14 protein-coding genes and 1 pseudogene are annotated in these 14,795 nt (G+C 47.3%); 8 read left to right on the top strand and 7 right to left on the bottom strand.

Annotated features, from left to right (window positions below):
* Positions 1-16: 16 nt before the first annotated feature.
* Positions 17-366 (top strand): annotated as a pseudogene (locus AC6I8C_RS21830) (VOC family protein); the annotation flags it as partial.
* Positions 367-587: 221 nt separating this feature from the next.
* Here AC6I8C_RS21830 and AC6I8C_RS21825 read toward each other — a convergent pair.
* Positions 588-989, bottom strand: coding sequence for an H-NS family histone-like protein (locus AC6I8C_RS21825; protein WP_098049800.1), 402 nt, complete (start codon positions 987-989; stop codon positions 588-590).
* Between the two features lie 1,208 nt (positions 990-2,197).
* On the opposite strand from AC6I8C_RS21825, the gene AC6I8C_RS21820 reads away from it, so the two are divergent.
* Positions 2,198-2,383 (top strand): DUF2256 domain-containing protein, encoded by a 186-nt coding sequence (locus AC6I8C_RS21820; RefSeq protein WP_135911148.1) that lies wholly within the window; start codon positions 2,198-2,200, stop codon positions 2,381-2,383.
* 44 nt (positions 2,384-2,427) lie between these two features.
* Here the strand turns inward: AC6I8C_RS21820 and AC6I8C_RS21815 are convergent, their stop codons facing one another.
* From AC6I8C_RS21815 to AC6I8C_RS21805, 3 genes are all read right to left on the bottom strand, one after another.
* Entirely contained in the window at positions 2,428-2,733 is a 306-nt protein-coding gene (locus tag AC6I8C_RS21815) for a hypothetical protein (protein WP_497823861.1), read from the bottom strand.
* Positions 2,734-2,843: 110 nt separating this feature from the next.
* Complete coding sequence (locus AC6I8C_RS21810) at positions 2,844-3,386, bottom strand: YfaZ family outer membrane protein (RefSeq protein WP_497823860.1); 543 nt, start codon at positions 3,384-3,386, stop codon at positions 2,844-2,846.
* A 63-nt stretch (positions 3,387-3,449) separates the two neighbouring features.
* Positions 3,450-3,686, bottom strand: coding sequence for a YgdI/YgdR family lipoprotein (locus tag AC6I8C_RS21805; protein ID WP_497823859.1), 237 nt, complete (start codon positions 3,684-3,686; stop codon positions 3,450-3,452).
* A 377-nt stretch (positions 3,687-4,063) separates the two neighbouring features.
* On the opposite strand from AC6I8C_RS21805, the gene AC6I8C_RS21800 reads away from it, so the two are divergent.
* Both AC6I8C_RS21800 and AC6I8C_RS21795 read left to right on the top strand, forming a co-directional pair.
* Positions 4,064-4,489 (top strand): DUF1090 family protein, encoded by a 426-nt coding sequence (locus AC6I8C_RS21800; protein ID WP_497823858.1) that lies wholly within the window; start codon positions 4,064-4,066, stop codon positions 4,487-4,489.
* Between the two features lie 657 nt (positions 4,490-5,146).
* Positions 5,147-5,527, top strand: coding sequence for a YgiW/YdeI family stress tolerance OB fold protein (locus AC6I8C_RS21795; RefSeq protein ID WP_497823857.1), 381 nt, complete (start codon positions 5,147-5,149; stop codon positions 5,525-5,527).
* Between the two features lie 714 nt (positions 5,528-6,241).
* Here the strand turns inward: AC6I8C_RS21795 and AC6I8C_RS21790 are convergent.
* Positions 6,242-6,523: a hypothetical protein gene (locus AC6I8C_RS21790; RefSeq protein WP_497823856.1), complete on the bottom strand. Its 282-nt coding sequence runs from the start codon at positions 6,521-6,523 to the stop codon at positions 6,242-6,244.
* A gap of 664 nt (positions 6,524-7,187) precedes the next feature.
* Positions 7,188-7,661, bottom strand: a complete 474-nt coding sequence (locus tag AC6I8C_RS21785; RefSeq protein ID WP_497823855.1) for a WbuC family cupin fold metalloprotein — start codon at positions 7,659-7,661, stop codon at positions 7,188-7,190.
* Between the two features lie 320 nt (positions 7,662-7,981).
* Between AC6I8C_RS21785 and AC6I8C_RS21780 the strand changes: the two genes are divergently transcribed.
* A complete protein-coding gene (locus tag AC6I8C_RS21780; RefSeq protein WP_013356535.1) occupies positions 7,982-8,206 on the top strand; it encodes a FeoA domain-containing protein in 225 nt (74 codons plus the stop codon).
* A complete protein-coding gene (feoB, locus tag AC6I8C_RS21775) occupies positions 8,206-10,533 on the top strand; it encodes a Fe(2+) transporter permease subunit FeoB (RefSeq protein WP_497823854.1) in 2,328 nt (775 codons plus the stop codon). The genes AC6I8C_RS21780 and feoB overlap by 1 nt, the downstream gene beginning before the upstream one ends.
* A gap of 357 nt (positions 10,534-10,890) precedes the next feature.
* Here the strand turns inward: feoB and AC6I8C_RS21770 are convergent, their stop codons facing one another.
* Entirely contained in the window at positions 10,891-11,928 is a 1,038-nt protein-coding gene (locus AC6I8C_RS21770; protein ID WP_497823853.1) for a tyrosine-type recombinase/integrase, read from the bottom strand.
* Positions 11,929-12,834: 906 nt separating this feature from the next.
* On the opposite strand from AC6I8C_RS21770, the gene AC6I8C_RS21765 reads away from it, so the two are divergent.
* Positions 12,835-13,302: an SgcJ/EcaC family oxidoreductase gene (locus AC6I8C_RS21765; protein ID WP_033785285.1), complete on the top strand. Its 468-nt coding sequence runs from the start codon at positions 12,835-12,837 to the stop codon at positions 13,300-13,302.
* A 280-nt stretch (positions 13,303-13,582) separates the two neighbouring features.
* A complete protein-coding gene (locus AC6I8C_RS21760; protein ID WP_497823852.1) occupies positions 13,583-14,794 on the top strand; it encodes an SfnB family sulfur acquisition oxidoreductase in 1,212 nt (403 codons plus the stop codon).
* The last annotated feature ends 1 nt before the right edge of the window (position 14,795 follow it).

Below are 14,795 nucleotides of genomic sequence, written 5' to 3'. Positions count from 1 at the left end.
ATCGGTGTTATGCCGGATGCGGGTAATACATCGGCGAGAACCGGGCGTTGTGGACGTGCAGAAAGTCGCGTAGATGTCAGAATTGACCCGACCTTTTGCTCTGGTGCTGGTGCAATCAGATAACAGTAACAGTACGCCGCTGGGGCCTTTTGGTCGTATTGGCGTAGCCTGCGACCGTCGCGAAGAGACAGATGTAAAGGTGGCAATTTCGCGGCGCGAAGGTGTATTACGCAGCAATCTGAAATAGCCGTTAGTTACCGGGCATTCTTTGCCGATCCTGATGGTACTACGCCCGAACTTTCATTTGGCCTGCAGAACGGGTTAGAAATCATCATCGCACGTGTTTCCCGGTCTGTTGTGAAATGATAAAACGGCTAAGGTAAGTGAATGAAACCTTTTATCTGCAACGAAATTGCGCAGAGCATTTCCGATATTACATTCAGGTTAGTGTCTGTGCATGATTGTGTATAAAGATGGATAAGCAGCGTATGTACAGGCAGGGGAAGTATGAAGTTGGTGTTTTTCTTCTGTTGCTGATAAAGAACCGCCTGAGCAACGTCAGGCGGTTATCATCCAGGCATCCTGAATTAGATCAGGAAATCATCCAGCGATTTACCTGCATCGATGGCTGATTTAATCGCCGAAGGGGTACGGCCCTGACCTGTCCACTGCTTAACGTCACCATTCTCATCGGTATACTGATATTTAGCCGGACGAGGCGCACGTTTTTTCTTCTCAGCGGGCGCAGTCGGCATACCATTTAACAGTTCGTTAGGGTCGATACCTTCCTGCAACAGTAATTCACGATATTTTGCCAGCTTCTCAGCTTTTTCACGATTAGCCGCTTCAGAAGCCTGAGCTTCTTCACGTCGCTCACTGACCACAACCGACAGTTTTTCCAGCATTTCTTCCAGGGCAGCAAGGTCAAGCTCGCGAGCATTTGCGCGGAGGGTACGGATATTATTCAAGCTGTTGAGAGTGTCACTCATCAAAGTCACCATAGTCATGTTCAGATAATAAAATACAGAGCGGGTTCACGCTGATGCTTTTCGTCGGACCTGCTTTTTTTAAAATGCTTGCCTTCGAAGAATCATAATACAGAACCAATAGTTCAACCTTAACATATTAATCTGTTTCTGAGAGAGTTGAAACTCTATTTAACGCATGCTGGTTAAACAAAAGTAAATTTATGCCATTTTTTTACTCGCTTCACTCAAAATGGCTAAAACCCGTATCACCTGAGACGCGGGGGGTAATTTAGCAGGGCTATGGATTAATCGTGCTGGTTTTTCTGCAGTGGTAGCGGAGTCGCTTCGCTATTCGCATGCTTGTCCTGAGAAAGAGGATAATGTCAGCTGCAAAGCTCACACGCAGCTACCGCTCAGAGCATTGATGCTGTGCGTAATTTCGCTGTAAAGATCCTGCTATGAATTATTTCGCTAATTTATTGTCAGAAAAGCTGATTCAGAATCATAGTGGTAAGTTCATGATAATAACTTAATTTATTTATACAGCCCTCTGTTTTCAGGAACGTAACATGACGCATAACAGCGCTGCAAAATTTTCTGCCGGTTGGTTTAAATATGCGTGAAATGTGCCGTGCACTCACACAGCGGGATCCGGGTTAAGCAGAATCATCGCCTGCCTGCTGCCATTAAAATGATTATTTACGGTAATAATTACCCTTTGTTCATTCAGCGTCTGCAGCTAATAAGCCCACGACATACTATGGATTCAAGCCTGGATGCCATTTTTCTCCAGAATTATGCTTAAGTTGCATTAAATCCAGCGTTTAGTTGCACAATCCCGACCAGTTTGATAAGTGGTTTGACAACCTCTTCTTTTTTCAAATCCACCACGTAACGCATAGATGAACAGAGTAATCAATAACCGGCGTGACGAGTGCGGGTATGAACGGCGCTGGACTGTTGCCTGATGTAATTAACCCTGTGGATTCATACTTACGCAGGGCTCATTCTCAGGATTCAAAGAGCAACGCAAGTTTAAATAGTTGCTAACGATAAATTCGCATTATAAATCCGTTCAGGGGCGGGCAAGGGCAGGCATCGGCATTACCTGTTCTGAACACTATGCACGTAGCTATCGCAAAGATGGGGAGGAATTACCGCAGGCTAAGCTACACTTGACAACAGATGCGTTAACGTCAGCGCGATGATTACTTCTGCAGAGGTCTGAAGTGTTTAAAGGCAATAAAAAGTCATTACCGGTTCGTTACTGTAAAACCTGTAACAAACCGATGTCATGGCGTAAAAAGTGGGAGAAGTGCTGGAATGAAGTTTTGTATTGCTCAGAGCGTTGCCGGCGTCAGCGTTCTGCGCAGCATAAAGATGATGCAGAAATAAACGCTGAGCGGAACAAGTAAAACTCACAGGAAAAGGCCAGGTTTTGACCTGGCCTCGTAGACTGCTATTGCTGAACCTCAATCTGTTGCCAGCCTTTTTTAAACATGCAATCTTTCACCAGTATCTCGCGCTGACTTTCATTGGCATCACTGGTTGAGTAGTCGGTATCAGTCGTTTTATATTTACTGTCTTTCGAGGTGTATTTACCGCTGACGATATTATCAGGCGGTAAATCCCGCAGCGCCTGAGCCTGACAGGCTGTTTCCGCTACGGTTTCCTGCTGCTCAGATGCATCGGGCTTAACCCATTTGTATTGCACGCATCCGGTCAGACAAAGAGTGAATAACATCAGCATTAGAGATTTCATCATCTGTTTCTCAGCAATACCCGCCAGCGTTCAGGCAAGTTGTTCAGTAAGGATGCCAGTCTGGTTATCTGAATGGGCTTACTCACTGGCAAAGAAGAAATTGTCATCCGACATTAAAATGTCAGACCGCCACCGATGTAGGGACCATCGATCAGCGTATGACCCGGACGTCCATCTTTACCGTCGACACCCGCGTAACGGTAGCCCACTTTTAAAACCAATGGACCCAGAGGTGACCAGCTGACGCCAGCATTTGCTTCCACAAAATTCTTAACGCTGTTGGTCAGCTGTTCCGGCGCGGAATACCCTTCACCGTAAATCGCAAAATCGGCAGGCAGATTGAGTTTCACACCGCCGCCGACAGGAAACGCGACGCCGTTATCCCCTTTTTTGCCACCGATGTAAGTCGCTTTAACGCCAGCGGTCAGCATCACCGGACCAATTTCCAGGTTATAGCCTGTACCCGCCTGACCAATCTGCACACCATCTGCCGTATTTTTAATCCACTGGCTGTCCAGATAGAGTCCGCCGGATGAACGACCAATTTCAGCATCCAGTGCAGAGGTGTTTTTACCTTGTTCAGCATTCAGGCCAATGGCCATTGCAGACGAAGAGACACACAGCAGTAAGCCAAGGCTAATTAAGGAAATTTTCATTGCTTATTTCTTCCACATCAGGAGATTTTCAGGAGGTTAATCAGGATCGTTGCTAAAAGCGATTTACTTTTGCACCATTTCTTTAACATCGCGCTGCTGCAACTGATGTATGTTTCCGTCTGCATCTCTATAGGAGAGCATGCCGGTTTCTTTATCTCTGATGGGTTTACCCTGCGTCGTTATCATGTGGCCGTCATTGGTCGAGATGACATAATTGCCAGAGCAGGCGGAAATAGACATAACTGAAGCCATCATCACGAAAGCGAAGGCGAATTTTCTGCCATGATTGAAAGAGGTCATTTTACTTTCCAGTCGTTGTTCTTTAAGAAGATGCGGCATTATTAGCTGTGTTTGTTAAACGACATGATAACAATCTGGGAGTACGGCTACGAATGCATAAAAAAATGATCTGGATCATTTCACAGGTTGTTCAGAAGAGGGTTAAGAATTACGCATTGTTTAAAAGCTAAGTTATTCAAATAAACTCATTGCACTTTTCGGGTTTGCAGAAGTCATATGCATGAAGGATGTTATCAAGTGCTAACCAATGATTTAACAACAGCTCCTTAATGACAGGATAATTTGATGTTTCAAATTTTATGTTGTGGCTGTTTTCCTTTTCTCTATATTCAACCGGCAATATCATTCTGAATGGTGTAATTTAACAAGGATTTAATATGGCTATGAAAACCACAGTTATCGCTTTTATTTTTTTTGCTTTACCATTAACCGTGTTCGCTGCAACTGATTCCTGCAAAGATCAACTGGCAGATATTTCAGCTAAAAGCGAAATGGCTAGAATCCATGGAAATAGTGCAGAAGTTGCACGGCTCAATATTGCGCGTAACAAAATTGAAACTTATTGTACTGATGAGCGTCAGGCAATGCGTGCCTCTCATGATGTCAGTAAACGTGAGATGAAAGTCAAAAAAGCGGAACTTGAACTTCAGGAAGCACAGCAGGAACTGGCTGAAGCCAAAGCCGATGGACGTAGTGATAAAATCAGGAAAAAAACGACAAGGGTAGAAGAGAAGAAGCTGAAGCTTGAATCTGCAAAAATGGATTTAAAAGAAGCTGAGGCAGATGCTCAGAGACTGAACTGATATCCCACTATTTTCAGGCTCACTATGTGAGCCTGAAAACGTTTTGATGATCTCTGCCTCTTTCGTTATTAGTCACAACACCATTTTTAAAAGTATTGCAATGTTATAAAACACAGATAGCTACTTGCTCAGATGAGCAGTCTCTACCTGTCACCACTCCCTATCCCCGTTGTGCCAGAAAAGCCCTCCCTGCAATCGGGGCATGTATAATCAGCGTAACAGGTTTAAGTTAACTTGCTGAAATGAGGCATAAAAAAAACCACTCAATCGAGTGGTTATAAACATTGAAAAATACTTCATGAGCAAAGCTGCGATACAGAATAATTTAATACTGGGATATATCTATGCCAGAAAATGATAGCTATCAACATGCAGGTGAGCTAAGTAATTCGTGCGGAAATAAGTAGATTTTATTTATTGGTATTGCCATATTACATACATTGTTAAATAGGTTATTCCCAATAAGAAGGTTTTAAATTATTGTTATACTTTGTTGGTGGTTAACATAGATTCAACTTCGATTATTATTTTGATGGTTCTATGGTGCGTGCACCTTACGGATGACATTTTTAAAACACGTGCAGACAATAAAACTTCTTAAGATCCCGTTAAGATGTGGGATGTAAATTACCCTGGAAATTTAACGGAGATAAAAATATGAAAAAGATTATGTTGGCGGTGTTATTAGCAGGTATGAGTCTGAGTGTTTCTGCGCAGGAAGGATTTATTAATCCGACAGGGCAGGGTTCTTCACAGGGCGGTTTTAAAGGCCCGACACCGGGTGTCGCTTCAGTGGCTCAGGCTAAAACACTACGTGACGACGCATGGGTCGTTCTTGAAGGCAATATCATCCGACAGATTGGTCATGAACTTTATGAATTTAAAGATGCCACTGGAACGATTTACGTCGATATCGACGACAAGCGCTGGATGGGACAATCATTGTCACCGGCTGACAAAGTCCGCATAGAAGGCGAAGTCGATAAAGACTGGAACAGCGTTGAAATTGATGTGAAAACTGTCCGTGTTCTGAAGTAACCTGTCTTTACCACTGTTATGGCAGTAACCTGAAGCCGGGCTACTGCCATTTTTATATGTATGTTCCCGATTGATTATTCCAGGGTAAGTAATAAATATTCACGAAGCCTGTCCGGCAAGATAGCGAAGACAAAAACGTCAAGGCTTAACATCTGATGCGACAGTGCATTCACAACTTATAAAATTGTGCTGAATCAGTCCTGAGACTGATATAAATTAGTTACAACACACTAATGTGTGGGTATCTGAACAGGAGATCTTCCTATAAAATGTGCACGTTTTTGGCCAAATCTAACCGAGCCGTTCTGAAAATCCGAGTGCTCATTGACAAGCCGCCCGGCACGGCCCGAAGGGCCGTAATGGTTCTTTACAGCAAAATTGAATGATGTAACTAAAAATCCTGTTATCTTCTTTTCGGATTTTAAAAATGCGGGACCGTAACGCCTGGAATAAATGAGAAGCAGATGCTTTGCACCTGGGTTCACTCAGGCAGGTATGGCTATTGTGCGTAATTTCGTTATGACATATTTGTCATACCTGAACTCTGAGACCGGTTTGTAAACTGAGACATGTTTTACATGCCACCTAGCGGGTCTGATAGTCCCTCACAGGTGAGTATTAAAGATAAAAAAGGTTTCTGAATCTGGATAGTTTCAGAAACCTTTTATCGATCACAGTTACGTCTGGCTAAGTAACCGTGTTAGCCGCTTTAAATCAGCCAATCTGGAAAGCCATAAAGACACCGTTGTTGAACCATGTTACTTTTTCGCCCGCGCTATTAAGCATCCAGCCAGCCTCACCAATGGATGAGTTATTCCAGTCTTTATTCTCTGTTGCGCTGGCAAAACCCAGTGCATTAATACTTTTAGCGGCACGGTCATAGTTAAAATAGCCTTGCGAGTTCAGACCCGCATCATTCCACAAGCTAAGAAGTTTCGAGTAACCGATGTCGGCACCACTTACGGTAATCACTTCTGACACGTTCAATTCACGCATTTTAACATCCTTTTATGTCTGTATAATTTAATCAGTAATGCAGGGGGATTTTAGCAAAAAGTACTGGGGTTGTAGCTGCTCTGAATGTCAATTATCATTATCAAAAGAAAGTTAAAAATAAATCGTAAATGGATTTTGTTTGATTGACTTGATAAGAGTTAAGATGGATTCATGCAAAACCCGTCAGAAGTGGCATACATAAAAGTTTATATTTTCATATTATAAAAAATCTTTTGTTTATATCATTACTGATTTGTAAAATAAATTATACTGCGCATGGTGATTCTCCTGTTACTCCTTTATCTAAGTAACGGAGTCAGTGATTACTTTTCTATAAGAATCAGAACGTTTACCGCCTGATGTGCCTTCAGGCGGGCCTGGAGATTGATCATTTATAACGAGTAAATATTTCACTTATTTAATGCGCATGGTTTTGATGTAATAGCGGCATTTGTCCATGTTGGTATTAACAGAACTCCTGAAGTATTAATATTTTTTACGGCAGAAATCCTCCACCTTTGAAAATTCTTTACTGATTAAAACAGTGTATGCCGCCACACCAGAGTTTGAGTAAAAAGACATCAGGAAAGATATTCAGTCAGGACAGGATAAAGCGGCAAAACAGCATCGCTGGCGATACCGTTTACTCCGCGTAAAACTATAATTATCGGGTAAAAGAATCCCCTACTTGTGCGCGAGCATACCATTCCATTAGCTCCCCAGCACCCGGCTCATTTTCGGCAGGTGCCCATGGCGCTGAGTCTTGTTCAGTTACAGGCTGGTAACCCCCGTGTTTAACCTCAAAAATAACGCCACCTTTATCCATCGATAACACTGCATGCCAGGTGCCTGCTTCCGTCTCCATGACCTTGCACCCATCTCCTAACTCCACCCGTTGGGTCACATAACCATTTTCATCAAAATGTAACACCTGAAACCGGCCACAGAGCGAGGTCAGCAATTCAAAAGTATGCGGATGTCGGTGAGGGCGGACATAAGTGCCCGGCTCCATAGCGATGGCCAGCCGCTGTACCGGCTCGCTCAATTCAGGGTGTAAATTACGATTGACTCGCAAGCGAGGGGATTTCGCAGCCTCCTCGCTGAGTTGCTGGAGGTCAGTAACAGTAATTTGTTTCATATAAGCCTTCTGGATTTTGGACAACTTACGACAATCAGGTTGCCGTAAGGTTTGTTGCCCTTTTCAACGGATGAATAACCTCTGCATTCGCGGAACAAATCACTGTCCGGATTATCGCTGCCCAAAGCCAAAAACTGACGACGGGAGACATCACAAACATCGCCTGTATCGCGTGATACCAGGTTACAGAAAGATGTTCTCTGTTTCCTAAACGAAAGCCATTCAGAGCGCTTTTCCACTGTCTGCATGAAGCCAGATCAAAAACCGAAACGCTTATCATTTATAGAATGAGTGCTTCTTACTCAGAGGCAGAGCGTGGTATGGCAATTAACATGGGTAGCACTTACCGGATTCTAGGTTATCAGCCATCGGTAAATTCCGCCTGGCGGCAGAAATTACTGACAATGGGCATGCTGCCTGGGGCAGTGGTGGAGGTTATTCGCGTGGCACCTATGGGCGATCCGGTTCAGATTCGTACCCGCCGTGTCAGCCTGGCGGTGCGGCAGCGTGATCTGGCCGACATCATTCTGGAGGAGATCGTCTGATGAAAAAGATCACCATCGGGTTGATAGGCAATCCCAACACCGGCAAAACCACGCTGTTTAATCAGCTGACCGGTGCCCGCCAGCGGGTCGGTAACTGGGCTGGCGTCACGGTTGAACGTAAAGAGGGCCAGTTCTTTACTGCACAGTCTGACGTCCGGCTCATCGATCTGCCTGGCACTCGCTCGCTGACTACGCTATCCGCTGAAAGCTCGATTGATGAGAGCATCGCCTGTCAGTATCTCTTTCAGGATCACGCCGATGTGGTGATTAACGTCGTTGATGCCTCCCGTCTGGAAAGTAACCTGTTCCTGACCTTTCAGCTGCTTGAGCTCGGCGTACCCTGTATTGTCGCCCTGAACATGCAGGATATTGCCGCAAGCCAGAACATCACTATTGATGCCGCAGCGCTGTCAGCCCGCCTGGGATGTCCGGTGGTTTCACTGACCTCAACCAAAGGCGACGGTATCGCTCAGCTAAAAGCACTGATTGACCAGCCGCATATTTATCGCGCTCCGGAAAGGGTGCAATATCCGGCTGCGATTGAAACTGCGATTGAGCAGCTCAGCCTGCAGATGTCCGCGACGCTGGCTCCGCAGAAAAGATACTGGCTGGCATTGCAGTTGCTGGAAGGCGATATTAACAGCCAGAAACTTTGCCCGGAACTGCTTCCATCCCTGCCTGAGATTATGCATCGGGCGGGTGACGATACGGGCGTACAGATTGCCGATTATCGCTATCGTGCCATTAACGCGGTCTGCGCAGCCGTCAGTAACATTCATCAGGCCATCCCGGCCAGTCTTACCCGCCAGATTGATAACATTGTGCTGGACCGCTGGCTGGGCATTCCGATATTCCTGGCAGTGATGTATGTGATGTTTGTGCTCTCAATTAACATTGGTGCCGCGCTTCAGCCGCTGTTCGACGGCAGTTCGGTGGCGATATTCATTCATGGCGCACAATGGCTGGGATATGTCTGTCACTTCCCGGCCTGGCTGACGGTTTTTCTGGCGCAGGGACTCGGCGCCGGAATCAATACCGTACTGCCAATCATTCCACAGATTGGCCTGATGTTCCTATTCCTCTCTCTCCTTGAGGATTCAGGTTATATGGCGCGTGCCGCCTTTGTGATGGATCGGCTGATGCAGTCACTGGGCCTGCCGGGAAAATCTTTTGTGCCGCTGATTGTCGGCTTTGGCTGTAATGTGCCGGCGGTAATGGGTACGAGGACGCTGGACACGCCGCGTGAGCGTCTGCTTACAGTTCTGATAGCGCCTTTTATGTCCTGCGGCGCGCGGCTGGCAATCTTTGCGGTGTTCGCCGCGGCATTCTTCGATGCTCACAGCTCCAGCCTGGTCTTCTCTCTCTATCTGCTGGGCATTGCAGTGGCGATTGCGACCGGACTGGTGCTCAAGCATACCCTGCTGGGTGGCGAAGCTTCGCCTTTTATCATGGAGTTGCCGGTCTATCACCGGCCTCATCTTAAAAGCCTGCTGCTACAGACCTGGCAACGGCTGAAAATGTTTGTGGTGCGTGCCGGTCAGGTCATCATCCTGGTGAGTATGCTGATTGGTGTGCTGAGCAGCTTTGCATTCAATGGCCAGCTGGTTGATGACATAAACCACTCTGCGCTGGCGGCGACCAGTAAAGCCATCACGCCTGTGCTTCTGCCAATCGGGGTGACGCAGGATAACTGGCAGGCGACAGTGGGGCTGGTGAGCGGCATTATGGCAAAAGAGGTCGTGGTCGGTACGCTTAACAGCCTTTACACCACTGAGGCGATTCAAAGCAGCGTATTTGATCCGCAGGCTTTTAACCTGGCGGACGAATTGAAAGAGGCGCTGACAGAGACCTGGGCGGGCCTGACGGCTGCATTCAGAATTGATGCGCTGGCCCATCCCATCGATGCCAGTAAAGGCGATGGTGAGATGGCATCCGGTTCGATGGGCGTGATGTCAGCCAAGTTTGGCAGCGGCTTTGCCGCTTACAGCTACTTAATCTTTGTCCTGCTCTACGTTCCCTGTGTCTCAGTAATGGGTGCGATCGCGCGAGAGGCCGGGAAAAAATGGATGATGTTCTCATTCTTCTGGGGGCTTAATATCGCCTATACCATGGCGACACTCTTTTATCAGACCGTCACGTTTAACGAGCATCCTGCATTCAGTGCAGTCTGCCTGATAAGTGTGCTGGTGCTGAATGGAATCATCCTGCTGACACTGCGTAAAGCGGGAAACAGGGTGCAGGCAATACCGGTTATGCTCACAGAGGAAAATAGGGGTTGTCGCGGCTGCCACGGAAGCTGTGATAAACAGAAAGGCTTCGCGCAGTAACAATAAGCACCGCGATGCTATCCGTTGCGATGCTGATTTATCAGCGACGCAGCGGATAGTCATGCGATCGTCCTGTTGCTGACAGTGATAAATCAGAAACATTAGTGAAGGGCGTTGGTTAATCTCGCCTGGCACACCGCGCGTTTCGGCCATTCCTTTTAAACTGGCAGCTGCTGTCTCAGAGACAGATTCGCAGCAGGTGGTATGGCAGCACCAAGAAAGCAATGAAATCAGCCGCCTGAACCTGACACAGACATACAACAGCGATAATCCGTACCGGCTTACACACAGGCTGTCCACTTTTTCTGTGGATAACTCTGGCCTGAAAACCGATCAAACTCGCGCTTTATAAAGCCATCAGCCGGGAATATCGGGTTCCGCATATTGTTCCATGAACTCGACCATAGCGCCTTTATGCGCATCCACATGACGGATATAACGCATCAATGTCTCCGGTTTTTTCCATGTGCCTTCCTGCATGATACGGGCGACAGGGTAGCCTTTATCAGCCATATCCTGAGCTGCGCCCACCCTTGCACTGTGGCCACTCCAGCCGGTATAGCGATTCTTGTTAGCCTTTATTGCGCTACCTTTTCCAGCCGTTCGCCAGGCACGATTAAAAATCTGTTCCAGTGCCCGGGTGCTCATCGGTTTTTCTGTAATCAGTACCCGGCCTGAGCGGTGTACTGCATTGAACAGCCAGGCATCAGGCTGACTGGAAAGGCCGGTCGCCTCGAGCCACTCTTCAAGTCGCCGGGTTGAATGAGCGCTGAGCGCCTTGATCAATCCGCCAGTCTGCACAATCGTTTTTGTCCACGCCACATCCAGAATGATACGACCATCACCGGCACGCATCACATCACGCACCCGCAACCGTGACAGTTCACTGATACGCAGTAGCGTTGCATAGGCGACATGCAAAAAAGCCAGATCACGAAGCACCTGGAGATTGTCAGAACCTGACCACTGTTTATCCAGCACCATCAGGTCTGTCAGCCTGAAGGGCACGGCCTGGCCTGCACGCTCGCCATTCACAACGGCAACCCGGTTAATCTTCTTCATGGTACGGAAAACCAGCGGAGAAACATTGGGTACAGGCAACCCGGCGTTACGGTGTAACATCGAAATTAACGCTGCATGGGACGTGACGGTCGAAGATGCCCGTCCGCTTTCAGCCAGAAAAGAGAGATAGTCACGCAAATCCTCTGCGCTCATCGGCAGAAAAGTACGCTGGTTATCTTCTGACCACTGATTGCAGATTCGCATGACGCTAAGCAGCTGTCGCCAGGTATTAGGGGAAAAGGCCTCTTTGTCCTGGACGAACTGTCTGAGCCGTTCGGTGATATCACTGTTCCGGGTCACCGTCAGACGGGTTAACGGCACTATCTCACTCATCTTTGCTCACTTAATAATCAGAAAACGCGATGATCGCGCTACGTGAATTCTGATAATTCAGCAGGGGGATTACCGGTCAGAATTTACGTAGCGTTGCCATTTTGCAGCTTCATCTTTGCTGCCCATTATCATAACCCGTCAATTTTCCTGTGTCATGACTTCGTATAAGAACAATTATACGAAGTTATAAATCCTTAGTCTTTCGGCAAGATCTTTGCCGACCGGTCTGGCGCAGAATCGTGTGGGGTAGGGTGTCATCCTGACCACGCATCTACCGGCCAGGATTGCTGAAGGATACAGGCTGTGCAGAGCATGAGATTTGAATCAGACATCTGAATAAACCTTCTCAGCTTCCGCTTAATAAAATTATTCACCCAAATAACAGTAGTAGTGATTTCCCTCAGCCTGAATTGATAAGACGCGCATTAATAGTTTATGAATGATCAAACACGAAGCTCGCTTGAACATAAACCAGAAAAGATCCCAAATGACATTCACGTTCCGGCAGCGAATAAACATTATATATTGTCAGCGTCTAAATTGACCAGATTTTCCTGCTATTTCCTTTATCGCCCGGCCAGAAAACCGCTCACTCCCACTATCAGGAAGCGTTCAGAGGCCATACGCCAGAATAAAAAACTAAATATTAATATTTTAAAGATTTAAATATCACCCAGTAATCGCAAGTCGGTATCCTGCACTCGTCAATATGAGTAGCAGTGTCACCCTTTTATCCGCTTTTAATCAAAACGAGACGGACAGTTAATTTACTGACCGAAGCAGATTAATAATGAATCGGATGATATTGGGGTCATTGAGAACCCACTAATTATGCACATTTTTATGCCGGCGTCTGTTGTAAACCTGTAACGCCGGCATTCATCAGGGTAAAAAGAGGATTTTTTCATGAAAAAAAGTTTATTATCGCTGTGTCTTTTAGGTCTTTCCTGCGCGCCGGCTATTACACTGGCACAACAGCCGGTTAGCTGTGTCAAAGCGTCTGAGCAGGATGTAGCCAGCCTGTTTGATACCTGGAATAATACGCTGGCAACCGGCGATGCTACTAAAGTCTCTGAATTATATGTCAGCGATGCCGTGCTGCTGCCAACTATTTCAAACCATGTGCGCCTGACAGACCAGGAACGCATTGATTATTTCAAAGACTTCCTGAAAAAAGGTCCGAGCGGTAAAATTGATTCCCGCACTATCCGGATTGGCTGTAATAAAGCGATTGATGCCGGCGTTTATACCTTTACCTTCAAAGATAATACGCACGTCACTGCACGTTATACCTTCACTTACGTCTGGGATGGCAAGGGCTGGAAAATCTCAACCCATCACTCTTCAGCTATGCCAGAGCCAGTGAGCAAGTAATATTCTTTCACATTAGTACCGACTTTTTTAATATCAGCCTCTGAATATTTCAGGGGCTGATTGTTATGGTCAAAAAAATATTTTTTATTTTTTATAGTACCAGCCAGAACCCCCTGAAAAAACCAAAGCTATATTGTGAATTAGCTTTGCGAATATTGTAATAACCACGCTATTTACTTCGTTCTGACCAACTGCCTATTATCGCTTTCATCGTAAATAAATGTGACGCGCTCAATATCAGCCAGTCTGCTTTGACGCTGTCTCTTTTTCCGGAAGCGCTATGAAACTCATCTCAGATCCTCCCGAAACTTGCCTGGCAGCCGTCATTACCCGACGCGATCAGGCTATTCAGGCTGCCCATTCGCTGGCTGAACAGGCGAAACCTGGTGCCATCGAACGCGATCAGCAACGACTTTACCCCCGCGACCTTCTCGACAAGTTTACCCGGCTCGGACTGGGCAGCATCAGTGTTCCACGCCGCTTTGGTGGTGGGGGACTGGATTTTCAGACAGTGGCGGAGGTATTCCGCATCATCTCAGCCAGCGATCCCTCTCTGGGCCAGATTCCGCAAAATCACTTTGGTCTGATTCAGTTCATTCTTGGCGAAGGCAACTCGCTACAACAGACAACATTGCTGCAGGCGGTGGTCAGTGGCAAACGACTGGGCAATGGGGGCCCCGAGAAGAACACCCGCCATACGCGGGACATTCAGGCACGGCTGGTCAATGACGGTCTGGAGCACCATCTGACCGGAGAGAAATTCTATTCTACCGGTGCATTGTTCGCAGACATTCTGGTGACCACCGCTCTGCAGCAGGGTGACCAGCCTGCAATGGCTTTTATCCCGCTGCCTGCCAACGGCGTAGAGATTATTGATGACTGGTCTGGCATGGGTCAGCGTACCACGGCCAGCGGCACAGTAAGGCTTGATCGGGTTGCCGTAGATCCTGCATTGCTTGTCCCCTTGCCGCCAGCAGAAAAACCGACCTTGCGCGGTGCTGTCTCGCAGCTGATTCAGGCGGCGATTGATGCCGGTATCGCCCAGGGCGCGCTGGATGATGCGCTGGAGTTTGTCCGCAGCAGCTCACGTCCCTGGGTGGACGCAGGCGTGGAGCGCAACGCTGACGATCCCTACATCCTTGCTGACATCGGTCGTATCAGTACTGAACTGAGCGCCGCAAATGCCTTACTGCGCCGGGCCGCAAAGGTGCTTGATTCACTCGATCAGCAGGCACTGACAGCGGAAAACAGCGCAGCCGCCTCTATTGCGGTAGCGGAAGCCAAAGTGCTGACCACCGATATTGCGCTGCGTGCCAGTGAAAAACTGCTGGAGTGGGGCGGCAGTCGCGCCACGCTCCTGCAGCATGGGCTGGATCGCCACTGGCGCAATGCGCGCACTCACACGCTGCACGACCCGGTGCGCTGGAAAACACACGCTATCGGCAATTACTACCTCAATGCGATCTACCCCGCGCGTCATGCATGGATTTAAG

It is taken from the genome of Pantoea sp. X-Soil-YNGN-844 (genome assembly GCF_059730595.1).
This window is presented reverse-complemented; position numbering and strand designations above follow the sequence as displayed.

Coding starts and splice junctions, on each gene's coding strand:
- AC6I8C_RS21800 (WP_497823858.1), top strand. CDS start 4,064: ATGGCTATGAAAACCACAGTTATCGCTTTTATTTTTTTTGCTTTACCA.
- AC6I8C_RS21765 (WP_033785285.1), top strand. CDS start 12,835: ATGAAAAAAAGTTTATTATCGCTGTGTCTTTTAGGTCTTTCCTGCGCG.
- feoB (WP_497823854.1), top strand. CDS start 8,206: ATGAAAAAGATCACCATCGGGTTGATAGGCAATCCCAACACCGGCAAA.
- AC6I8C_RS21810 (WP_497823860.1), bottom strand. CDS start 3,386: ATGAAAATTTCCTTAATTAGCCTTGGCTTACTGCTGTGTGTCTCTTCG.
- AC6I8C_RS21770 (WP_497823853.1), bottom strand. CDS start 11,928: ATGAGTGAGATAGTGCCGTTAACCCGTCTGACGGTGACCCGGAACAGT.
- AC6I8C_RS21790 (WP_497823856.1), bottom strand. CDS start 6,523: ATGCGTGAATTGAACGTGTCAGAAGTGATTACCGTAAGTGGTGCCGAC.
- AC6I8C_RS21815 (WP_497823861.1), bottom strand. CDS start 2,733: ATGATGAAATCTCTAATGCTGATGTTATTCACTCTTTGTCTGACCGGA.
- AC6I8C_RS21805 (WP_497823859.1), bottom strand. CDS start 3,686: ATGACCTCTTTCAATCATGGCAGAAAATTCGCCTTCGCTTTCGTGATG.
- AC6I8C_RS21795 (WP_497823857.1), top strand. CDS start 5,147: ATGAAAAAGATTATGTTGGCGGTGTTATTAGCAGGTATGAGTCTGAGT.
- AC6I8C_RS21760 (WP_497823852.1), top strand. CDS start 13,583: ATGAAACTCATCTCAGATCCTCCCGAAACTTGCCTGGCAGCCGTCATT.
- AC6I8C_RS21825 (WP_098049800.1), bottom strand. CDS start 989: ATGAGTGACACTCTCAACAGCTTGAATAATATCCGTACCCTCCGCGCA.
- AC6I8C_RS21780 (WP_013356535.1), top strand. CDS start 7,982: ATGGCAATTAACATGGGTAGCACTTACCGGATTCTAGGTTATCAGCCA.
- AC6I8C_RS21785 (WP_497823855.1), bottom strand. CDS start 7,661: ATGAAACAAATTACTGTTACTGACCTCCAGCAACTCAGCGAGGAGGCT.